The organism is Serratia sp. Je.1.23.a, assembly GCF_051129805.1.
Classification (GTDB): domain Bacteria; phylum Pseudomonadota; class Gammaproteobacteria; order Enterobacterales; family Enterobacteriaceae; genus Serratia; species Serratia liquefaciens.
This window is the reverse complement of record NZ_JBCPSR010000005.1, coordinates 39,362-62,562: the sequence shown is the minus strand read 5'-3', so window position 1 is coordinate 62,562 and position 23,201 is coordinate 39,362. Positions and strand designations below refer to the sequence as shown.

13 protein-coding genes and 1 pseudogene are annotated in these 23,201 nt (G+C 55.7%); 9 read left to right on the top strand and 5 right to left on the bottom strand.

Annotated features, from left to right (window positions below; genetic code table 11):
- The first annotated feature begins 4 nt into the window (after nucleotides 1-4).
- The 8 genes and pseudogenes from AAZT04_RS17670 (at nucleotide 5) to AAZT04_RS17635 (ending at nucleotide 14,120) form a co-directional block, all read left to right on the top strand.
- Nucleotides 5-9,742, top strand: a complete 9,738-nt coding sequence (locus tag AAZT04_RS17670; RefSeq protein WP_434681153.1) for a hemagglutinin repeat-containing protein — start codon at nucleotides 5-7, stop codon at nucleotides 9,740-9,742.
- A 5-nt stretch (nucleotides 9,743-9,747) separates the two neighbouring features.
- Nucleotides 9,748-10,212 carry an SMI1/KNR4 family protein gene (locus AAZT04_RS17665; protein WP_020828634.1) on the top strand — a complete coding sequence of 155 codons (465 nt, stop codon included), beginning with the start codon at nucleotides 9,748-9,750 and terminating at the stop codon, nucleotides 10,210-10,212.
- 141 nt (nucleotides 10,213-10,353) lie between these two features.
- A complete protein-coding gene (locus AAZT04_RS17660; RefSeq protein WP_261158757.1) occupies nucleotides 10,354-10,881 on the top strand; it encodes a hypothetical protein in 528 nt (175 codons plus the stop codon).
- Between the two features lie 17 nt (nucleotides 10,882-10,898).
- Nucleotides 10,899-11,195 carry a hypothetical protein gene (locus AAZT04_RS17655; RefSeq protein WP_128865732.1) on the top strand — a complete coding sequence of 99 codons (297 nt, stop codon included), beginning with the start codon at nucleotides 10,899-10,901 and terminating at the stop codon, nucleotides 11,193-11,195.
- Nucleotides 11,192-11,560, top strand: a complete 369-nt coding sequence (locus tag AAZT04_RS17650; RefSeq protein ID WP_115060495.1) for a DUF596 domain-containing protein — start codon at nucleotides 11,192-11,194, stop codon at nucleotides 11,558-11,560. The genes AAZT04_RS17655 and AAZT04_RS17650 overlap by 4 nt, the downstream gene beginning before the upstream one ends.
- A 197-nt stretch (nucleotides 11,561-11,757) precedes the next feature.
- A pseudogene (locus AAZT04_RS17645) lies at nucleotides 11,758-12,213 on the top strand (VENN motif pre-toxin domain-containing protein); the annotation flags it as partial.
- A 688-nt stretch (nucleotides 12,214-12,901) separates the two neighbouring features.
- Nucleotides 12,902-13,216: a hypothetical protein gene (locus tag AAZT04_RS17640; RefSeq protein WP_116691740.1), complete on the top strand. Its 315-nt coding sequence runs from the start codon at nucleotides 12,902-12,904 to the stop codon at nucleotides 13,214-13,216.
- A 328-nt stretch (nucleotides 13,217-13,544) separates the two neighbouring features.
- The gene (locus AAZT04_RS17635; RefSeq protein ID WP_020828635.1) at nucleotides 13,545-14,120 is read left to right on the top strand and encodes an Ail/Lom family outer membrane beta-barrel protein; all 576 of its coding nucleotides are present in this window, start codon (nucleotides 13,545-13,547) and stop codon (nucleotides 14,118-14,120) included.
- A gap of 45 nt (nucleotides 14,121-14,165) precedes the next feature.
- Here the strand turns inward: AAZT04_RS17635 and abgT are convergent, their stop codons facing one another.
- The 3 genes from abgT to AAZT04_RS17620 form a co-directional block, all read right to left on the bottom strand.
- Entirely contained in the window at nucleotides 14,166-15,692 is a 1,527-nt protein-coding gene (abgT, locus tag AAZT04_RS17630) for a p-aminobenzoyl-glutamate transporter (RefSeq protein WP_129941486.1), read from the bottom strand.
- Nucleotides 15,693-15,794: 102 nt separating this feature from the next.
- Nucleotides 15,795-17,246 (bottom strand): M20 family metallopeptidase, encoded by a 1,452-nt coding sequence (locus AAZT04_RS17625; RefSeq protein WP_046372632.1) that lies wholly within the window; start codon nucleotides 17,244-17,246, stop codon nucleotides 15,795-15,797.
- Nucleotides 17,243-18,559 (bottom strand): M20 family metallo-hydrolase, encoded by a 1,317-nt coding sequence (locus AAZT04_RS17620; protein WP_020828628.1) that lies wholly within the window; start codon nucleotides 18,557-18,559, stop codon nucleotides 17,243-17,245. The genes AAZT04_RS17625 and AAZT04_RS17620 overlap by 4 nt, the downstream gene beginning before the upstream one ends.
- Before the next feature lie 272 nt (nucleotides 18,560-18,831).
- Here AAZT04_RS17620 and AAZT04_RS17615 point away from each other — a divergent pair, with 272 nt between their 5' ends.
- Nucleotides 18,832-19,728: a LysR family transcriptional regulator gene (locus tag AAZT04_RS17615; protein ID WP_041414962.1), complete on the top strand. Its 897-nt coding sequence runs from the start codon at nucleotides 18,832-18,834 to the stop codon at nucleotides 19,726-19,728.
- Nucleotides 19,729-19,759: 31 nt separating this feature from the next.
- Here AAZT04_RS17615 and AAZT04_RS17610 read toward each other — a convergent pair whose 3' ends face one another.
- Together AAZT04_RS17610 and AAZT04_RS17605 are read right to left on the bottom strand one after the other, a co-directional pair.
- Nucleotides 19,760-21,889 (bottom strand): TonB-dependent receptor family protein, encoded by a 2,130-nt coding sequence (locus AAZT04_RS17610; protein ID WP_020828626.1) that lies wholly within the window; start codon nucleotides 21,887-21,889, stop codon nucleotides 19,760-19,762.
- Nucleotides 21,890-22,051: 162 nt separating this feature from the next.
- Complete coding sequence (locus tag AAZT04_RS17605) at nucleotides 22,052-23,131, bottom strand: ABC transporter substrate-binding protein (protein WP_369982364.1); 1,080 nt, start codon at nucleotides 23,129-23,131, stop codon at nucleotides 22,052-22,054.
- Nucleotides 23,132-23,201 lie beyond the last annotated feature (70 nt).

Here is a 23,201-nt window from a genome sequence, read left to right as displayed (position 1 = left end):
TGCCATGAACAAGAACCTGTATCGTATCGTTTTCAACAAAGCGCGTGGCATGCTGATGGTGGTGGCGGATATCGCCCGCTCCGGCCGTGCCGGGTCAGCCCGTTCGTCTGGTTTGGGGCATACCCTGAGCCAGTGCATAGGCAAGATGAACGCCGTCAGCTTTAGCCTGCTGATGGCGCTGGGGGCTATCCAACCGGTGCAGGCGGCGATTATTGCTGACGGCAATGCGCCGGGCGGCCAGCAGCCGACCATCGTCAACAGCGCTAACGGTACGCCACAGGTCAATATCCAGACGCCAAGCGCCGGTGGGGTTTCTCGCAATACCTACAGCCAGTTTGACGTCGACAAACAGGGTGCGATCCTCAACAACTCCCACAAAATGACTCAAACCCAGCAGGGCGGCTGGGTCGACGGTAACCCGTGGCTAGCGAAAGGCGAAGCCAAGGTGATCCTCAACGAGGTCAACTCCCGCGATCCCAGCCGTTTGAATGGTTATATCGAGGTTGCCGGGCAGCGTGCTCAGGTGGTGATCGCCAACCCGTCAGGCATTACCTGTAACGGTTGCGGCTTTATCAACGCCAACCGCGCCACCCTGACCACCGGGCAGGCGCAGATGAACAACGGTAACCTGACCGGCTTTAACGTCGAACGCGGTGAAGTGGTGGTTGAAGGCGCCGGTATGGACAGTTCGCGCCAGGATTACACCGAGATCATTGCACGTTCGACGAAGATTAATGCCGGACTGTGGGCGAACGATCTCAAAGTCACCACCGGTCGCAACAAGGTGGATGCTGCGCATCAACAGATCGACAAACAAAGCGACGAGCCGGCCACCCGTCCACAACTTGCGGTGGACGTGGCTAAGCTGGGCGGTATGTACGCCGGTAAGATCCGCATGATCGGTACCGAAACCGGCGTTGGGGTACGTAACGCCGGTAACATCGGTGCGCAGGCCGGCAGCGTGATAGTCACTGCCGATGGCCGTATTGAAAACAGCGGCAAAATCAGCAGCGGCGCTGATACGCAACTGGCCTCGAAGGGCGGCGTCAGCAACAGCGGTTCGCTGTTCGCGGCGGGCCATGCCGATGTCAGCAGCGACGGTGAGGTACAAAACAGCGGTTCTATTGCGGCCCGCAATAATGTGCGTATCCAGGCAGCCAACCTGAACAGCGGCAAAGGCAGTACGCTGGCGGCCGGTGTGCAACAGGATGGTCGGCTTGGCGGCAGCGGCGAACTGGCGCTAACCACCAGCGGCAAACTGACTGCGCAGGGCCAAAATCTGGCGGCAGGCAACCTGCGTGCCAATGGGCAGGGCGTGGACATCAGCGGCAGCCGTACCGCGGCTACTCAGGTCACATTGGAAGCCGGGGCCGGCGATTTGTCCACGGCCAATGCGCAGGTTGAAGCCGCGCAACAGCTCACCGCCAGCAGCGGCAAGCGGTTCAATAATGACGGTGGCAAGCTGGCGGCGAATAAACTGGCGCTTAATGCGCATGACTTATCCAACCGCAAGGGGGAGATCACCCAGCTTGGCGAAGACAACTTCCGGTTGAACCCACAGGGCAAACTGGATAACGCCGGCGGCCGTATTGCCAGCAACGGCAATGACTTGACGTTGGAAGCGGGTCTGATCGACAACCAGGGCGGGCAAATCGTCCATGCCGGTAAAGGTGCGCTGGCGGTGAATACCGGTCGCTTGCAGGGCGATGGTGGCAAGCTGCTGTCCAACGGCCAGCTCAGCATGCAGGGCGGCGACTACGTATTGGACGGCGGCACCACTTCGGCACAGCAGATCGCGTTGGATGCCGGTAGCCTGTCTAACCGCAGCGGCCAACTGGTGCAGAGCGGCAAGGGTGAGATGCGCCTCACTACCCGCGAGGAGATTGATAACCAGGGCGGCCAACTGGCGGCAAACGGCAACGTCGCGCTTAACGCCGCGCGGTTGAACAACCAAAGCGGCAAAGTGATTGCTGCGCAGGACGGCAGCCTGAAGGCACAGGTCAGCGGCGCTATCGATAACCGACAGGGGCAACTGGCGGCCAGCGGCCATACTCAGCTGCGGGCGGACAAGCTGGATAACCGCAAGGGGCTGGTTTCCGCCGCGACGGGCAATGCTGAGGTCACGGCGCGACAGGCGCTGGATAACCGCGGCGGCCGTATTGAAGCCAAACAGGCTCTGCAACTGACCGGTACCGGGCTGGAGAATCAGGCCGGGCAGGTCGTGGGCGGCGCGCTTTCGCTGGCGCTGGGCAAAGGGGCGCTGAACAACCAACAGGGCGTTATCGCCGCCAGCGGAGATCTGGGCCTGAGCAGCGGTGTGCTGAACAATGACGCTGGCCTGCTGCAAGCCGCCGGCAATTTGAATATCGACACCCAGGGCGCGGCGTTGAGCAACCGCCTGAGCGGTGAAACCGGCGGCATCCTCAGCCAGGGGATGTTGACGATCCACAGCGGCGCGCTGGACAACAGCCAGGGGATGCTGGTGGGTGCCGGGACGACCGATCTGTTCACCGCCCAGCTTGATAACAGCCAGGGCACTCTGGTCGGCAAGCAGAAGCTGAATATCGACAGCCTGGCACTGACCAACGACGGTGGACTGTTGCAGGCGGGCGGCGATGCGCGCATCGATACCCACGGTCAGGCGTTGAGCAACCGTGATAGCGGCAAGAATGGCGGTATCAGCAGCCTGGGCAAACTGACGATCGCCAGCGGTGCCGTGGATAACCAGGCCGGTTTTATCGCCAGTGCGGGTGACCTGCAGCTGCATGGCGAGCAACTGGATAATCGCCGCGGCACGCTGGCTTCAGAGAAGCAGCTGTCGGCCACCGCCAGGGTGATCAAAAACCAGGGCGGGGCGATCAAGTCCGGTCAGGATATGACGCTGGATGCCAAAGAATTGCTGGATAACAGCAATCTTGGGGTGATTGGCGCAGGCAAAAAACTGCAGCTGGACAGCGCGCATTTGGTGAACAATCAGGGCACGCTGGTCAGCGCCGATGTGGCGAAGATTAACTTCGGCCTGCTGGAGAATCAGGGCGGCCAGTTGGCGGCACAGACGGCGCTGGAGCTGCACGGCAATAGCCTCAATAACAACGACGGTGGCCTGATCCAGAGTGGTGAGGGGTTAGATCTGACCGTTGAGCGGCTGACCAACGCCAACAGCGGCGACAAGGGCGGCATCACCAGCCAGGGTGCGATGAACCTCACTACCGGCGTGTTCGATAACGGCCAGGGCGTGGTGATTGCCGGCAAGGGCTTGCAGCTCGATGCCGAAGCGTTGCTGAACGGTGGCGGCAAACTGGTGGCACAGCAGGCATTGGTGCTGAATACCACCGGCGCAGGCGGCCTGAATAACCAGGGTGGATTGGTGCAGTCGGGCGCGGATATGTTTGTTGATACTCACGGCCAGCGGCTGGATAACCAGAACGGTACCCTGCACAGCCTGGGTAAACTGCAGCTCAGCAGTGGCGACGTCAATAATCAGGGCGGAACGCTGGGGGCCAAAGGTGACTTTGCCCTGGCGGCGCTGAAATTGGACAACAGTAACGGCGGGCGGATTGTTGGCGAACAGGCGGTTCAACTCGCCAGCGCCGGTCTGGATAACCGCAACGGACAAATTCAGGCGGTCGGCAACCTGTTGCTGGACAGCGCGCAGGGGGTTATCGACAACGCCCTGGGGCTGATCCGCAGCGGCGCCACCGTGACGCTCAATGCCCTGCAGTTCATCAACGACGACACCAAGGCGGAAAATAAAGGGCTGGAAGGCCAAGCCGTGGCGTTGAACACCGGCTCGTTGAGCAACCGTGGCGGCAGCATTCTGGCTAACCAACAGCTGACTATCACCAACGGCGGTCAGTTGGATAACAGCGCAGGCCAACTGGCCGCCAGCGAAAACCTGCAGTTGCAGGGCGCGGCGCTTAACCTGCTGAACACCGGCGGTATCGTTAAAGCGGGCAAGCTGCTGGACATCAACGCAGCAGCGGTCGGCGGCGACGGGCAATTGCTGTCGCTGGGCGATATGAACCTGGTCAGCGCACAGGGCATCAATAACAGCGGTGAGATGATTGCCAACGGTAATTTCAACTTCACTACGCCGGGCGATGTGACCAACAGCGGCAAACTGCTGGCGGGTGCCAAGCTCGATCTGCGCGCCAATAATCTGTTCAATGCCGCCAGCGGCGAGATAAACGCCGGGCAGGATTGGCTGACGGTCAACGGTACCTTGACCAACTCTGGTCTGATTGACGGCAAACATACGTTGATCCAGGCCAATACGCTGACCAACATTGGCACCGGCCGTATTTATGGCGATGCTATTGGCGTGCAAACCGTCACCTTTAACAACCTGGCGGAAAACGGCACCGCTGCCACGCTGGCCGGGCGCGAACGGGTGGATATCGGCACCCAAACGCTGAATAACTACGATCATGGGTTGATCTACAGCGGCGGGGACATGGCGATTGGTGGCCAGCTTGACGCCAACCACCTGGCCACTGGCCAGGCCGGCACCCTCAACAATCACAGTTCGACCCTTGAATCTGCGGGCAATATGGCTATTTCGGCCGGACAGATCAACAACGTCAACGACCGCTTTACTACCGAACTGGTCACCGTTTCCAACGGAAAAATTACCGAGTATCAGCAATCGGGTGACCCGGTACGCTGGATGGCCGGAGAACCGGGCGTTTTCGTTGACCGCAATTCATCAGACTCGCTGTTGAACCTGAATACCCCAGGGAAAACTGGGCATAACAACGACAGATTTACGCAATACGACTACAACCGCACTGTGCAGGAAACCCAGGTCAAGGAAAGCGATCCGGCCAAAATCATCGCGGGTGGCGATATGGCGATCAACGCCGGGCATCTGCTGAACGACAAGAGCCAGGTGATCGCGGGCGGCACGCTGGCGATTAATGCCGGCAGCGTGGATAACGTGGCGGTGCCGGGCCAGCGCCTGACCACCGACGTCGGCGAAGTGACCAGTTACTACCGCATCAAGAAGAAGGGCAAAGATAAGCAGGGGCACAATGCCACGGCCTATACGCCACCGACCACCATTCAGACCATTTCGCTGAAGCCGAGCCAACTGATTGACCACGGGCAGGTGGCAGGTAACCCAATCGCCATTGCCCCACTGACGCAGCAGGGCACCAATGCCACTATCGGCGCTGCCGGTGGGGTCAATGCGGTGGTCAGCGGCAGTGATATTTCCGCCGGCCTGCAGACCATTGGCAGCGGCGCTCTGCCGGTGATCCAGGCCGTAGCGTTGCAGCCGGGTCAGCAGTTCGAAGTCGCCAACAAGGTCAATAACCAGCAGGGCGACGCGGCGGACAGCGTGGTGCGCATTGTCGGGCCAGACACCCGTTTGCCGGACAACAGCCTGTTCAAGACCAATCCGGCGCCGGGCGGCCAGTATCTGGTGGAGACCGATCCGCGCTTCACCAACCAGAAAGCCTGGCTGGGCTCGGATTATATGATGGGTAAAGTGACCAATAATCCGGATAACGTGTTGAAGCGCCTGGGTGACGGTTACTACGAGCAGCGGCTGATCCGCGAACAGGTGATCAATCTGACCGGCCAGCGCTATCTGGACGGTTTCAACAACGACGAAGAGCAGTTTAAGGCGCTGATGGATCAGGGGCTGGCCTTCAGCCAGCAATATAACCTGAAGGTGGGCGTGGCGCTGACGGCTGAGCAGATGGGGTTGTTGACCCAAGATATCGTTTGGCTGGTGAACGCCAAAGTCACCTTGCCGGACGGCAGCCAGCAAAACGTCCTGGTACCGCAAGTGTATGCCCGCATGCAACCGGGCGATCTGGACGGCTCCGGTGCGCTGATTGCCGGGCGTAACGTCAATCTCAATCTGGGCGAAGGCCTGTTCAACAGCGGCCATATCGCCGGGCGTGAAGTGGTGAAACTGAGCGCCGCCAACATCACCAACGTGGCGGGCCAGATTCAGGGGGCCGACGTTGGCCTGACTGCCCGTACCGACATTAACAATATCGGTGGGGTGATCCAGGGCAACAACTCGCTGCTGGCCAGCGCCGGGCGTGATATCAACGCCATCAGCACTACCCGTACGGCGCAGAGCGTTAACAGTGCCAACAGCTTCGAACGCACCAACATCGACAGCGTGGCAGGCATGTACGTGCAGGGAGCCGACGGCAAGCTGATGCTGCAGGCCGGTCGCGACATCAAGTTGGATGCGGCGCAGGTGGTTAACAGCGGTGAGAATGGCCAAACCCTGCTGAGTGCCGGCCGCGATCTCACCCTGAATACGGTGACTACGGCCAGCCGCGACAACCTGATCTGGAATGGCGACAACAGCCTGAAACAGGGCAACAGCCAGCAGGTCGGCAGCGAAGTGGTGGGCAAAGGGGCCGTGACCCTCAATGCCGGGAACGATATTACTGCCCATGCGGCAACGGTTTCGGCCGGCGATGCGCTGAACCTCAATGCCGGCCATGACATCAATATTCTCAGCGGCGAGAACACTCTCGATCTGGACGAGCGACACAAGGTGACCGGCGGTAACGGCCTGATGTCGAAAACCACGACCACCACCCGCGACACTCTGGATCGCCAGACCGTACAGGGCACTACCCTGAGCGGCGACAGTATTAATGTATTGGCGGGCAATGATTTACGCGTTCAGGGCAGCAGCGTGGCCGGGACTCAGGACGTGAAACTACTGGCAGGGAACGATCTTAGCATCACCGGCGCGACCGAAAGCAACAGCGAACTGCACCTCAAGCAGGAGAAAAAATCCGGCCTGATGAGCAGCGGGGGTATCGGCATCAGCTACGGCACCGAAAGCCTGAAAACCACGGATACCGCGCAGGGGCTGACCAATCAGGGCAGCACCGTCGGCAGCGTAAACGGCAACGTCACCCTGGGGGCCGGTAATAACCTGGCGGTGACCGGGTCCGAGCTGGTGGCCGGCAAGGACATGGCGCTGAGCGGCAAGAATGTGTCGGTCACGCAGGCGCAGGATCAGAACAGCCAGACTCACAAGGTTGAACAGAAGAAATCCGGTCTGACACTGGCACTGTCCGGCACGGTCGGCAGTGCGCTGAACACTGCGGTAGAAACCTCGCAGCAGGCGAAATCCACAGACGACAGTCGCCTGGCGGCATTGCAGGGTACCAAGGCGGCGCTGAGCGGCGTACAGGCGGTGCAGGCGGCGCGTTTGGCGCAGGCGCAGGGCGCCGATCCGGCCAATAACAACATGGTGGGGATCAGCATTTCCTACGGTACCCAGTCTTCCACCTCTACTCAAAACAGCGGGCAGAGCACCGCGCAGGGCAGCAGCCTGACGGCGGGCAATAACCTGAGCATTACCGCCAGCGGCAACGGCGTGAAGGGCCAGGACGGCGACATCCTGGTGCAGGGCAGCCAGTTGCAGGCGGGCAAGGACGTCACCCTGAATGCCAACCGCGACGTGAACCTGCTTTCCGCCAAAAACACCCAGTATCTGGACGGTAAAAACGAGAGCCAGGGCGGCACGCTGGGCGTGGGTATCGGTGTTGGCTCCGGCGGTATTGGGCTGAGCGTTTCCGCCAGCGTCAACAAGGGCAAGGGTAACGAGAAGGGCAACGGCACCAGCCACACCGAAACCACGGTTAACGCCGGTAATCAGGTCAACATTACCAGCGGGCGCGATACCAACCTGATCGGCGCACAGGTCACCGGCGAATCGGTCAAGGCCGACGTTGGCCGCAATCTGCTGCTGGAAAGCCAGCAGGACAGCGATCGTTACGATTCCAAACAGCAGAATGCCAGCGCTGGCGGCAGCTTCACCTTCGGTTCGATGACCGGTTCGGGCAGCATCAGCCTGAGCAAAGACAAGATGCACAGCAATTACGACAGCGTGCAGGAGCAGACGGGCATTTTCGCCGGCAAGGGCGGCTTTGACCTGACGGTGGGCGAACATACCCAGCTTAACGGCGCAGTGATCGGCAGCACCGCCACCGCCGACAAAAACACGCTCGATACCGGCACGCTGGGCTTTAAGGACATTCACAATCAGGCCGATTTCGACGTGGAGCACCAGAGCGTAGGCATCAGCTCCGGCGGCAGCATTGGCAGCCAGTTCGCCGGCAACATGGCCAACGGCCTGCTGGTGGGCGCCAACAACAGCGGACACGACAGCTCAACCACCTTTGCTGCGGTAAGCGACGGCACCATCATCATCCGCGATCAGGACAAACAAACGCAGGACGTCAACGACCTGAGCCGCGACGTGGAGCACGCCAACCAGACGTTAAGCCCGATCTTCGACAAAGAGAAAGAGCAAAAACGGCTACAGCAGGCGCAGCTGATCGGCGAGATCGGCAATCAGGCGATGGACATAGCGCGGACCGAGGGGGCGATCGCCGCAACCAAAGCCGCCAACGAGAAAATGAATAACGTTACCGATGCCGATCGCCAGGCAGCAGCGGATAAGCTGGCGAAAGAGAAACCTGGCAAGGTCATCACCGATAAGGATATCAACGAACAGATTTACCAGACGGCGTATAACCAGGCGTTCAGCGAGTCGGGCTATGGTACGGGCGGTAAGGTTCAACGTGCGATGCAGGCGGCCACGGCAGCCGTTCAAGGATTGTCTGGTGGTGATTTGACGGGCGCACTGGCTAATGGTGCCGCACCTTATATTACTAAAGTCATAGCCGACAGTATCGAAGATCCGGCAGCACGAGTCCTGGCGCACGCAGCGGTTAATGGTGCGTTGGCAGCAGCGCAGGGCAACAATGCCTTGGTTGGCGCGGGTGGCGCTGCGACGGGGGAACTTATCGGCATGATAGCGAGCGATTCCTACGGCAAGCCGGTAAGTGAACTGAATGAAACAGAGAAGCAGACGGTTTCGGCATTGGCGACATTGGCAGCGGGCCTGGCTGGTGGCTTGATTGGTGATAGCAGTGCTGATGCAATCGCGGGTGCGCAGACCGGTAAGACGGTGGTGGAGAACAATGCGATTAGCGATATCGTAGAGAATAAATTCTCTGGAATAACGCAGGAAGAAAAATACCAAAGAGCGCAGGATGAGCTTAAAGCGGCAGTAGAGGCCTACCAGCAGAAAACCTGTGCTGGGTTGAGTCCAGATGCTTGTTCGGCCAAGTTGCACGCTAACAGAGATGAAATGCTGAAAGGCGCCGCCGGTTTTGGTATAGACTTTGTACCTGTGGTGGGGGATATCAAGAGCTTTGCGGAAGCGCAGAGCGCACTGGATTACCTGGCCGCGACAGTAGGGTTGGTTCCTGTACTGGGCGATGGTGCCGGTAAGTTCATCAAGGCGGCAGAGAAAGCGCTGGCAAAAGGTGATGTTGCTGACGCATCGAAGTTACTCAATAAGGCCAGTGATGAAGTAAGCAGCGCCAAGTACTTCGGCCAAGAAAGGAAGTATTGGTCTGCTGAACCAATACAATTTAATGGTAACAAGGTCTATCAGCGGAATGATTTGTTTGATCCTAATGCTGTAGATGCCAGGGGGCGAAGCAATATTCAAAGGATGGAAAAAGGGTTGGCACCACTTGATGCAAATGGAAACTCTGTGAATTTACATCATATGTTGCAACGTCAAGATGGCCCTATAGCGGAGGTAACTCAAGCTTTCCATAAAGAGAATCATGGGGTTATCCATATCAATGATAACAGTATTCCTTCTGGCATTAATCGGACTGAGTTTGACAAATGGCGTTCTAATTACTGGAAAGAACGTGCTCAGGCTTTTAAAAGGTAGATGATATGAGCTTGAACGATATGAAAAATGCCATTGATATTATTAATGGTAAGATTGACGAGGCAGACTTTGATGGGCCTAAAGATGATGCGCTCATTAAATCTGCTGAGAAGGTACTTGGCTTAAGCTTTCCTATAACATATCGATTCTTTTTAGAGAATTTAGGATGTGGGGATATCGCGGGTCAAGAGTTTTATGGGCTAATTAAATCTGATTTTTTTAACTCAAGTGTTCCTGATGCTGTTTGGATAACGATCCAAGAACGAAATAACTCTAATTTACCAGATAATTATATAATTGTCAGTGCTACGGGAGATGGGGATTATGTGGTCTTGGATTGTGCTCAATCAGGCTCAGAAGCTCCTGTTAAGCTATGGTCTCCTGGAGTGAATGATCATCAGCTCGCATTTAAGCCATTAGCAAATGATTTTGGCGAGTTTTTTTATAAACAAATGCAAAGTATAAGTTGATCTAATTCCCCCGGCTTTAGCCGGGGTTAGTATTTTTAAGCCTGAAACCCTTTCGCGGTATGCGAAGCGGGTACTCAGGCGAAATGGACTGCAATAGATGCGGGCCAGGATGGCAGCTTTGCTGCGGGAATTGTCGCGGGCGTGCCTGCTTCACTGTACGAAACGGTAGAAGGCATTGTGAAAATGGGCTTAAGCCCAGTGGACACATGGAACTCAATCTCTGCCTTATTCGACGGTGATGGTGTATTAAGTAATGTTAGCGGCGCAGTAAAACAATCTTATATCGACAGAATAGATAAGCTGACTACTGAGTATCAAAAGGCGGGAGCCAGCGGCTCATTCAATGCAGGGGGCGAGGGTGGTAAACTACTGACTGATATTGCATCTTTGGCTGCCGGTGGTGCTGGGCTGGCCAAGGGCGGAGTGGTACTGACGGAGAAGTTTGCAGCTAAGGTTGCGGGTAAGGCTGAGTCGACAGCTATGAATGCTGGAAAATTATCAGCTGAAAAAGAAGCATTAGAAAGAATCGGGCAAAATGCGAAAAATAGTTCTGATTTAAGTGGAAAACCATCTGGGGCGATATTACAGCAGCAAGCAGTGAAAGAAAATTTGATGGCCTTGCCACTCAGTTTAATAATCCGGCAGTACATCCGAAGGACTTCCAGTTAAATATTAATGGGAAAACAATGGTTGCAGCTCCACCGTTAAGTTTAGGTGCTCCTGTATTTAAAGGAGCTACTGACGCTGATGTTATGACTTACTTTAAGCAACTTTCGAGGTCAGAGAATATGCAATCAGCTAAGGTGGTTCCTGGTAAAGGTACGGTATATTCGTTAAAAGTCACAGAAGGACCTTCTGCTGGTAGCACTTTGACATTGAGAGACTTTTCAACGTCAGCACAACAAACTGGTGCTAAATGGACCATAGATTTAATGACTCCATCTATAAATGGTGGAAGAAGGGTGGAGATTAAATTTAAATGATTAAAAATATCAATGAGATATATAAATCTGTTGCCGAAAGTTCTTATGGATTGTCTTTGGGGGCTATATGGCAACATATCAGTGTTGAATGTTCTGAGTTGCCTGATAACTACTCTTTCAGGAAAAAAATATTTTTTGTTGTTTTGGGTAATTTATTGAATGATAGGAGAATTAAACTAGCTGCGAATGGCGTGTTTTTGACTGCTCCTGTTGAGCAACAAATAAAAATGTTGCAAGAGGCCTGGCCTGCTTACCCATATGAAGATGAGGATGATGATTTAGATGAATATGGAATGTGGTTTTTAGTTAAGGCACCTGTTGGGGTCGTTTGGCTAACACCTGATGGTGGAGAGCTATGGACTTGAAATAATCCCGGCTACCGAGCCGGGATCCTTTTATCAGCCGTTACCAGCACCATCCGTCACGGCGCTTGAACACCGGCCCATAGCCGATATCGTTCCGCGGGCCCGGAAAATCCTTTAGCCACAGGGCCACCTTCTTGCGGTTGTCGAGAATAACTATCTGAGCAGTAAGCAGATAGATGCATGGTCTGCTGAAATGAAATTCTGTCAGACCAGCGGCGGTGAGCGACGGCACCATCATCATCCGCGATCAGGACAAACAAACGCAGGACGTCAACGACCTGAGCCGCGACGTGGAGCACGCCAATCAGACGTTAAGCCCGATCTTCGACAAAGAGAAAGAGCAAAAACGGCTACAGCAGGCGCAGCTGATCGGCGAGATCGGCAATCAGGCGATGGATATTGCGCGGACCGAGGGGGCGATCGCCGCAACCAAAGCCGCCAACGAGAAAATGAATAACGTTACCGATGCCGATCGCCAGGCAGCAGCGGATAAGCTGGCGAAAGAGAAACCGGGCAAGGTCATCACCGACAAAGATATCAACGCGCAGATTTACCAGACGGCCTATAACCAGGCGTTCAGCGAGTCGGGCTATGGTACGGGCGGTAAGGTTCAACGTGCGATGCAGGCAGCCACGGCAGCCGTTCAAGGATTAAGGACAAACAAACGCAGGACGTCAACGACCTGAGCCGCGACGTGGAGCACGCCAATCAGACGTTAAGCCCGATCTTCGACAAAGTAAAAGTGGTGAAAAAATAACCGAAAAATTATATCTAAAGGTATATCCCCCATTACTGCTGAAGCATCTGGGGTTGTGGGTGGCGGTGTGGCTGGGACAGTTGTAGGGGCAGGAATTGAAGCTGGGATGAAAGCTGAGGATGAAAAATGAAAAATAAACGTGTAGGTTTCTCAATGTTTTTATATTTATTTTTTTTCGTGTGCATTATTGATAATAGGCATAGCTATTTTAGCTAGTTTTATCGCGCCAATAATTTTCTTCGTTCGTAATGGAGTTTTTGAGTATCGGTTAGATACGTTTATTTTTGCTTGCAAAGCTGGAGCAGGTGCTGGCGTTTCATTAGGCATTGGGGTTTGGGTGTTTGCTAAGATAGAAGAGATAAAAAAGAAAAAATGAAACGACTTTGCAAGACTGTTTTGCTACCGATGAACATCGGTATTGCAGTGCTTAGCCCCCTGAGTGCTGGTGCTGTCACACGCGAAGAAATGCGGACACTCGATGTAGGATATCCGGACGGTGGAGGAGTTCGTCCCGATGCATTTAGGGTGACGGCCATCATAGATGGTGTGCCTAAAACATACACATTTATACAGTGAGATAGACGATGACTATAGAAGAAGCCTACAGCTTTATAGCTAACGAGGTGCTGGCATTTGTCGGTACTGAGCCTTGGGATGTCGCTGGGGTTGATATTGAACTGTTCGACCAAATGAGCAGTAGTCAAGGTTGGCGTGTATACCGGGGCCAGCGTTATCCTGCGTTGAACATACCAAGCTTACCTATTTCTGTTTCCGCTACAAAAGCAGCTATTTGTTTAAGAGATAATCTTGTTAAACAACATAATAAAAATATAACAAATATATATTTCAGTATTTCATCTGAAGGTGATTTCAAGATAAACTATAAGTATGATGAATGATGTTAATTCTATTTCTCCCCCTGATAACTTTTGGGGGTAATAGTTGCTGGCTTGAGCAGTTGCAACCCCTGTTCCAACGTTTTAGGTAGATGAAGATAAAAAGTGCGATTATAAAATCGGCTTGCTGGGTGGCCGATTTTACTATTGACGTGAAGCGGATCGCAAGTTACTGGTACAACTAATTAATTATGAAGCTGGATTTGCTACGCTGTCATTTTGTGTGTCAATTGGGTTTGATTATGAAAAATTAATGATTTATGCCGCCAATACGACATGGATAGTTATTTTTTTTACCAATGTTGTTCCACTTACGATTAAGGAAGATTGCATGAAAAAGTTAATCATCTCCACTTTGGTTCTTTCCACTCTGGGCTTCGGCATGGCTGCCCATGCCGGGCAAAGTACCATCACTGCCGGTTATGCACAGAGCAAGGTGCAGGACTTCAAGAATATCAATGGCGTGAACGTTAAGTACCGTTACGAGTGGGATTCGCCAATCAGCGTTATCAGCTCATTTACCTATATGAGCGGTGACAAGGACGAGTCTTACAATGTCTATCGCGACAAAGTTAATAATCATGCCGAAGTTAAATATTACTCACTGTCCGTTGGTCCGGCATACCGTTTTAATCAATTTGTCAGCGTTTACGGGCTGCTGGGTTTGAATTATAACAAGGTGGATTACAAGTCATCCTGGAGCAATTACGCATACAACACTTACGAATATATGGGTGAAGAGAGCGGTAACCAGAAGAAAACCTCCTTTATGTACGGCGTTGGTTTCCAGGTTAACCCAATGGAAAATTTGGCGGTAGATATCGGTTATGAAGGCTCCAAACTGGATGCCGGTGGTAAAAATCGCTCCATCAACGGTTTCAATATCGGCATTGGCTATCGTTTCTGATAGTTGCATGCTTCCGGCCTCCCGATATCGAGAGGCCGGTAATCTTTACCCCATCTTCGGATAGACCCCCGGCCCGATCGGCAGGCCGAGTGCGTACCACGCCAGCAACAGTAAAATCCACACGGCAAAGAACACCAGCGGATACGGCAGGATCAGCACGTAATAGGTGCCGAGCTGGGCGTCTTTGCGGTAACGCTGCAGGAAACCGAGGAACAGCGGCAGGAACGGCGACATCGGTGCCAGCGGCAGCACCGAGGAGTCGGCAATGCGGAAGATCATCTGCGCGAACGCCGGGTGGAAGCCGAGCAGCATAAACATCGGCACAAAAATCGGTGCCAGAATCGACCAGATGGCCGAACCGCTGGCGATAAACATGCACAGGAAGGCGGAGAGGAACATCAGGCCGAGGAACGCCGGTGCGCCGCTCATGCCGGCGGCTTCCAGCATGTCGGTCAGGCCGATGGCCATAAACTTGCCCATGTTGCTCCAGTTAAAGAACGCCACGAACTGCGACAGCGGAAACACCATCACGATAAAGCCGGCCATGCTCTTCATCGGCTCTATCAGGTGGTGGGGAATATCGTCTGGGCGTCGGATCTGTTTGGTCACCACGCCATAGGTAATGCCGACGGTGAAAAAGAACAGGATAATGATCGGTACAATGCCTTTGATGAACGGCGAGGGGATCACCGAACCGGTTTTGGGATCGCGCAGCGGGGCGGCTTCCGGTACCACCAGCGCGGCGATAATCGCGATAAACACCAGTGCGGCGATGCCGCTCATCATCAGCCCACGGTTTTGCAGCGGGGTTAGCGCTTCAATTTTATCTTCCGCGCTGCCGCGCCATTCCGGCAATCTGGGCTCAATAAACTTATCGGTCAGCAGTGCGCCGGCGATGGTCAGCACGATCACCGAGGTGGCCATAAAGTACCAGTTGTCGATCACGCTGACATGAACGGCGGCGTCTACCGCTTTGGTGGCCTCGGTACTGATACCGGACAGCAGCACGTCGGTGGTGACGATCAGCAGGTTGGCGGTAAAGCCGGAAGCGACCCCGGCGATAGCGGCCAATAGCCCGGCAATGGGATGGCGGCCCACGGCAAGGAACATCAGTGCGCCGAGCGGCGGCATCACCACCAGCGCGGCATCCGATGAAATGTGGCTGAAGAAGGCGATAAACAGCACCATGTAACTGGCATAGCGTGCGCTAACGCGTGAGGCCATTTTATACATCAGCGCCTGTAACAGCCCGACTTTCTCTGCCAGCCCAGCACCGATGACCAGTGCCAGAATGGCCCCCAGCGGCGCAAAGCTGCTGAAGTTATGGATGATGTTCGGGAAAATCCACTGCATGCCCGCTACGCTCATCAGGTTATTCACCTTGATCAGTTCGCCGGTGGCCGGGTTCTTCACCGCTACGTCCAGCCAGGAGAACAGCGCCGTGGCCAGCATTAAAACAACGATTAAATAGACGAACAGTAAAAAAGGATTGGGGATTTTATTCCCGATGCGTTCTACCCAGTAAAAAATGCGACCGGGGCTTTTATTGACTGACGTTGTGGCCTCACTCATTGTCTTACCCTCTGTGTTTGTCCTGTTGTGTTTATTTTTTATTATTTGATTTATTTATAATTATTTTCACAGGCCCGTGGGTGGGCCTGTGTCGTTCTGTCTTTATTTTAACGGCGAAGGTTTAACCCCCGACGGGATTGGGCAACTGTACGGCTGTTCTGTTCGTTGACGTTCGAACTCGCGGCGGCACTCCGCCAGCAGAGCGCTGTCGCTCAACAGATCGATGGCGGTGGCCGCCATCACCTTGCCTGCCAGGCACATGCCCTTGTGCGCAATAGAGGTGCGGCCCTGCGCCACCAGTTGCCAGGTGTGCAGCGGGGTGCCGAGCGCAAAGCACGGGCTGAAGCACTGAGCGGTCGGCGTCACCCAACTGACGTCGCCGACGTCGGTGGAGCCGTACAGCAGATCTTCTGAGGCCACATAAGGCGCGACTTCATCCATCAGTACCTTGTCGCCCAGGTTTTGCACCCATTCACGCCCGGCCGCCCCGCCAGTCCGGGCGATATTCAACTTGGCATTACGCAGGTCGTCCTTGTTCAGCGTTTGGCGGATCTCGGTGGCGAAGCTGCGCTCCTCCTCGCTGTACTCCGGCAGACCGAAGCCACAGACGTGGCGATACATCACCTGCTCCATGCTGCGGTTTGGCACATAGTTGGAACAGGCCTTGTCGAAACGTACCGTCATTTGGGTATCGGTCATTAGCGCCGCACCCTTGGCAATGTTGATCACTCGCTGGTAAATATCCTGCGCTTGATCGAGCTGCGGCGCGCGGATCAGATACAGCACTTCGGCGTCGGCTTGCACCACATTGGGCGAGCTGCCGCCGGTATTGGTAACCGCATAGTGCAATCGCGCTTCCTGCACGATGTGCTCACGCAGGAAGTTGGCACCGGTGTTCATCAATGTCACGGCATCCAGCGCGCTGCGGCCAAGGTGGGGTGAGTTGGCGGCGTGCGCGGCGACCCCCTTGAACTGAAACGCCGCCTGAATATTGGCCAGGGTGCTGGTATTGAACATGCCGCTGAAGCCTTCGGGGTGCCAGGTGAGTGCGGCGTCGACGTCATCGAACAGCCCTTCGCGTACCATAAAGGTTTTGCCGGAACCGCCCTCTTCGCCAGGGCAGCCGTAGAAACGCACGGTGCCGGTCAGGTGCTGTTGCTGCATCCAGGCTTTGACCGCGAAGGCTCCCGCCAATGCGGCGGTGCCCAACAGGTTGTGACCACAGCCGTGCCCGTTCCCGTTTTCGACCAGCGGTTGCGGCGTGGCGCAGCCTGACCGTTGGCTTAATCCGGCAAGGGCGTCGTACTCGCCCAGCAGGGCGATCACCGGCTGGCCGCTGCCATAGCTGGCGATAAATGCGGTTTCAATGCCGCCGACGCCGCGTTCAAGCGTAAAACCTTCTTGCTCCAGCGCATCGGCCAGCAAATTGGCAGAATAGGTTTCGGTAAAGCGTGTTTCCGGGTGATCCCAGATGCTGTCGCTCAGTGCGCTAAAACGCGGCTGGTGTTGGTCAATGTAGTGATGGATAAACTTCAGCAGCTGTGGATGGCTCATGCTTGGCTCCCAAAAGTAGGCAGGTTAAGCGCCAGCGACGCCAGCGTTTTCACTGCCACCGCCATGACCTGTTCGTTAAAATCAAACTTCTCATTGTGGTGCCCGGCGCTCAACTCGGTGCCGAAGATTACGTACGAGGCCTGCCCGCCGTGCGATTTCACCCGTTCCATCATGTAGGTTGCGTCTTCTGAACCGGCGGCCTGCTCGCGGCGGTCGACCACCGAACTCAGTTCGGCAATGCCCTGCGCCTGTCGGTGAATGTAGTCCACCCACGGCTGGGTCGGTTTGCTGCTCTGCGCCGCGCCCATCAGTGCGATATCGCACTCAACGCCGTGCATTTTTGCCGCGCCCTCAATCACGTTCAGCGCCTGCTGGTAGACAAATTCGTTGATGGCATTGGTGGCGCCGCGGGTTTCTACTTTCATAAATGCGTGGTCGGCGATCACATTACGACCGGTCCCTGCCTGCAGCACACCGACGTTGATGCGCGAGCTGCCTTCGCTGTGGCGTGGAATGGCGTACAGCCCCAGCGTGGCCTGTGCCGCCGCCAGCAGCGCATTGCGGCCATCTTCCGGTTTGGCCCCCGCATGGGCGGCCACGCCACGGTAGGTGACGTCGAGTTTGCTGGTCGCCATAAAGCTGTCGCTGCCGCACACCAGTTCGCCGGCCGGCACGCCGGTGCCGATATGCACCGCAGTGAAGAAATCAACGTCGTCCACTACGCCGGCTTCCACCATGGATTTTGCGCCGCGGGTGCCTTCCTCCGCCGGTTGGAAAATCAGTTTGATGGTGCCGTTGAGCTGAGGCTCCAGGCTTTTGAAAACGTGTGCCAGTCCCAGGCCGATGGTGGTGTGGCCATCGTGACCGCATGCATGCATCATGCCGCTGTTGCAGGAGGCAAAACCTTCGCGAAACGGCAGGTGATCCGGCTGCAGCTTTTCGTTGAGATCGAGCGCGTCCATGTCAACGCGATAGGCGATCACCGGCCCGGGGCGGCCGGTATCCAGCGTGGCGACAATACCGGCGAAGCCGCCGGAAAAATGTGGCAGCCATTTTTCCAGCGCACCCTGTTCGCGGGCGCGCTGCTCCTGAGCCTGCAGAGCCTCGGCCGACGGTAACCCCATGCGGGCGTCGGCGTTAATCACTTCACGACCCAGTTGCAGGCGGTAGCCCAGCCGATCCAGCTCTTCCGCCACCAGGGTAGCGGTGCGGAATTCAAACCAGCCGGACTCGGCGTAGCGGTGAAAGTCACGCCGCCAGGCTTGCAGCTGCGGGTACAGATCGGTCACCAACATCGAAAGCGGATTATTCATTTTGATATCTCATAAGTTATCGCGCCCAGGTAAATGCCGGGCAGCAGTGGTGCGCTGAACCAAATCAGACGGTGAAGCTATTTAATGAAAAAAAGACGTATTTAGTGACTAACTGCCGTGAATAGCGCTTATCGGCGCAGAAAATGCGCTTAATTAAGCGAAATAAGAATTTGGTTATATATTCTGTTTTTTTCGAATGTACACAATGGAATCAGGCTAAATAAGATGCCAATATCTTGCTATTGATAAACAATGGTTATCGCCATTTGCCTATGCCAGCCTCAATAAAATTGCACCAATTACGTGCGTTTGTAGAAGTCAGTCGCCAGGGCAGCATCCGCGCCGCCAGCCGCACTTCACGCCTTTCCCAGCCTGCGTTAACCAAGTCGATTCAGGAGCTGGAGCAGGTGCTGGGGGCCAAGCTGTTTATTCGCCGCAGCCAGGGCGTGGTGCTGACCGACTGCGGCGATAACTTTTTCCAGCATGCCAGCCTGATCCTCGAAGAGCTGCGGGTGGCGCAGGAGGATATTCAGCAACGGCTGGGGCTGGCGGGTGGTTCGGTGAATATCGGCGTAGGCGGCAGCATTGCGCGCACCGTCATGCCGCAGGTTATCACTCAGTTTCATCGTGAATACCCGAAGGTCAAAGTACGGATTGTCGAAGGACAGCTGGTATCGATGATCCCGGAGCTGCGCCAGGGCGAGCTGGATTTTACCGTCAATACTTATTACCCCAGCAGCCTGGACAATGAATTACAGTACGAACGGCTGATGGAAAAAGAGTACAAGGTGGTGGTGCGCAAGGGGCATCCGATGGAAGGAGCGACGTCCCTGAAACAGCTGCAGCACTGCGACTGGACCATGCCGACGCCCAAAGGCAGCTACTATCGCCTGCTGCACGATCTGTTCGGGGATTTGGGAATGGCGCCGTCAATCAGCGTGACCTGTGAGACATTTATGGCCTGCACCAGCCTGGTGGCGCAAAGTGATTTCGTCAGTATTTTATCGGTAGATGTGATCTCTGACCCAATACTGGGTAAGCATCTGGTGCCGCTGGCGCTGGAAGAAAGCTTACCAAAGGCGACGTTTTATCTGATTCAGCGTAAGGACACCACGCTGACGCCGATGGGCGCACACCTGGCGCGCCTGTTTCGTCTGCACTGTCGCTGAGAGCAGCGCCCCCCGAAGAGGGCGCTGATGCTTAGAACGCCACGGAACCCTGCACGAAGAAGGTGCGCGGTTCACCGACGTACTTGCCGAAGTTGTTGTCGTTGGAGCGGGTGAAGTAGCGCTGATCGAACAGGTTTTTCACCCCGGCACCCAGCGTCAGATTTGACAGCTGCGGCCCGAAGTTATACTCCCCACGCATATTCCACACCATATACCCGGCGATGTTGCCAAACTGGCCGTCGGCGCTTTCCTGCGTGACGTAATCCGGCCCGGTGCCCGGCGAGTGCTGCTTGGACTGGGCATAGCTGTCCAGATTCCACACCCAACTGCCGGTGGCGTAGCGGGTGCCGACGGTATACACCTGGCGTGAATAGAACGGCAAATCCTTACCGGCGAAGTCGCCCTTGTCGGTGCTGGCTTTGGTATAGGTGTAGCTGGTATAGACGCTTACGCCATCCAGCGCGCGGTTCAGTTCGCTGAGATCGTAGCTGAGCGCCAGCTCGATACCCTTGTGCTTGGTGGCGCCCATGTTGGTCCAGCCGACGTCGTTGCTGATGTACTGCAGCTGGTTATCGAAATCGATATAGAACAGCGTGGCCTCGGCTTTGACGATGGTGTCGTCATAACGGGTACCGAATTCATAGGTATGGGCTTTTTCCGCCGTCAGGCCCGGCGCGGGTTGGTTGCCGTTGCCACCCTTGGTCAGCTGGAAGTACTGCATGCTGCCGAACGAGGTGTTGGCGTTGGCGAACAGCTTCCAGGCGTCTGACATGTGGTACATGACGTTCAGTGACGGCAGCGGTTCGCTGTAGCTCTTCTCGCGGCTGATGTTGTTGAACGAATCGTCCACATGGGTGCGGATGCTTTCATAGCGCAGGCCCGGCGTAACCGTCCAGTTGCCGACGTTAATGGTGTCGTCAATGTAGAGTGCGTGGGCTGCGGTGCCGCCGGAGGTGTGCTGATAGTAATCCGGCGTTTCCGGCGTAGAACCGATATCTGCCGGGTTGTACCAGGCTGAACGGGACGCTTTTTCATCCATGGTTTCGTTCAGGTAGCGGTAACCGAGGGTGATCTCGTGCGCCATGTCCCAGAAACGGAAGACCTGCGAGTAGCTGGGTTCGATCGCCCAGGTGGAGTAGTGGCGTGGGTAAGACACCATACGTTTCATCCCGGCGTTTTTACCGGTGCCTTCCGATTCGATGCTGCTGCCACGATAGCTGTCGGTGAAATACGTCAGCACTTCGAACTGCTTGTCGTCTTCCTGGTGCTTATATTTGAACGACATGTCCTTGCGGCGACCTTCGAACTGGTCCCACGGACGGGTCGACTGGAACGGATTTTGCGCATACTGCGCGCTGCTCAGCCCGCCCGGCATGCCGGATTTTGCATCGTAATAGTGGAAATTGGCCAGTAACTCATCGCGATCGGTAAACGCATAGCGCGTTTTCAGCATGAAATCGTCGATGTCGGTATTGTCGTTGTTGTCGCGATAGCCCTGGCCGTGCAGGCCGGAATACAGCAGCTCTGCGCCGAAACCGTTGTCGGCGGTGCCGCCGAGCGAGGTGCTGGTCAGGGTTTTCAGGCCGCCGTGGCTGGCCCCCTGGGTCTGGACGCTGGCCGCGCCACCGAAGGTTTTCGGGATGTCCTTGGTGACGAAGTTAATCACGCCGCCGACGTTTTGCGGCCCGTAACGCACCGCGCCACCGCCGCGCACCACGTCAACCGATTGCAGGCTGCCAATCGACAGCGGTGCCATCGACAGCTGTGGCTGACCGTAAGGCGCGACCGCCAAGGGGACGCCGTCCATCAAAATGGTGGAGCGAGGTGAAAGGCGAGAAGTCAGGCCACGTACGCCGACGTTGAGCGAAATGTCGCTGCCGCCGGTACCGTTGCTGTCGCGCACCTGCACGCCAGGCACGCCGCGCAGGGTATCGGCAATGGTCTGGTCGCCTTGTTCATGCATTTGTTGTTCGGTCACGATGGAACGTGCGCCGGGGTGGTTGAGCAACACCGAACTGGTATCCGGGTTATCCAGCCAGTTGCCGACGACGGTAATAGTGTCGGCAGGCGCATCATTTTGAGATTTATTATCAGCAGCAAGGACTGGCAGCGCCATGGCAACGGAAGCCGCCAACAGCGAAAGACGAAAAAGAATTGACATAATAATGCCTTAAAAGTTTCGAACCCGGATGTGTTTTTTTAGAAATGACAATCTTAATGATAATTATTGGCAAGTAAATAGCTTTGTTGCGGAATAATTCAACCGGTAAGCAAGTGGCGGGGAAAGGTGTCGGAGCCCGGCCGGCGGGCCCCGAGCGGGGGATTATTTTGCGGTGACCCAAAACACGCCGCTGTAATCCAGCGCCGTGAATTTATGGTGCACCATTTCAATATCCGCTTGCGGATCAATATCTTTAAATAAGTCCGGGTGCAGGAATTTGGCGATGGCCTCGACCGCAATAAAATTCAGCGGCGTGTCATAGAACTGGTGGTAAATCGCCATCACGCGTTTTTCCTTTACCGCCTTCAGCACGTTCAGTCCGGTGCGATTCATCAGTACCGCCAGCTTTTTCTCTGTGGTGGCGGTATCGGTGGCATAGCCCAAGGGAACCGCCAATGTACCTTTATGACCGCGGCTCCAGTCGGCGCCGGTCATCAGATAGAAATCCGGGTTGCTGGCGATCATCTGTTCCACGTTCACCTCACCGCCCATTTCCGGGAACAGTTTACTGCCGATGTTGTTGCCGCCGGCGGTATCGATAAATTGGCCAAAGCTGCCCTTGCCGAAGGTGTTGCAGCACTGCTCGCCTTTCATGCCGGCGCTGCGTTCGATAAACACGCTGGGGCGCTGTTCCGGCTTCAGCGTAGCCACCCGCTGGCGTACCAGATCCAGACGTTGCTGGTAGAGCTGGATAAAGGCGTCGGCATTTTGCTGTTCGTCAAACACCTTGCCCAACAGTTGCATGCTGGCGACGGTGTTGGTCAGCGGCTGCTGACGGAAGTCGATAATCAGTACCGGGATGCCGATTTTTTCCAACTGGGCCAGCACGCCGCTGTCCTTCAGCTTGCTCAGCAGGCCGATGTCGAAAATGATCAGATCCGGCTTACGGACAACGGCGCTTTCTACGCTGAAATCGCTGACGTAAGGATTATCGAAGGTGGGGATCTGCATCACCTGCGGGAATTTTTTCGCGTAGGCCTCCACCAGATCCGGTGCCTTCACCTTCAGCGAGTTATCCCAGGCGATGATATTTTTCAACGGCTCCTGCGGATGCAGGATATTCAGTGCCAGCAGCGCGCGGGCATCGGCCAGGATCACCCGTTGGGCGGGCTGCTGCAGGGTGACTTCTCGACCCGCGACATCGGTGACTACGATCGGTGCGGCCTGTACGGCGCTGACCATCAGCAGGGCGCAGGCGGCCAGCCAACGGCTGGCTTTGGCAATAAGAACGGCAGGCATGGAGATCCTTGGG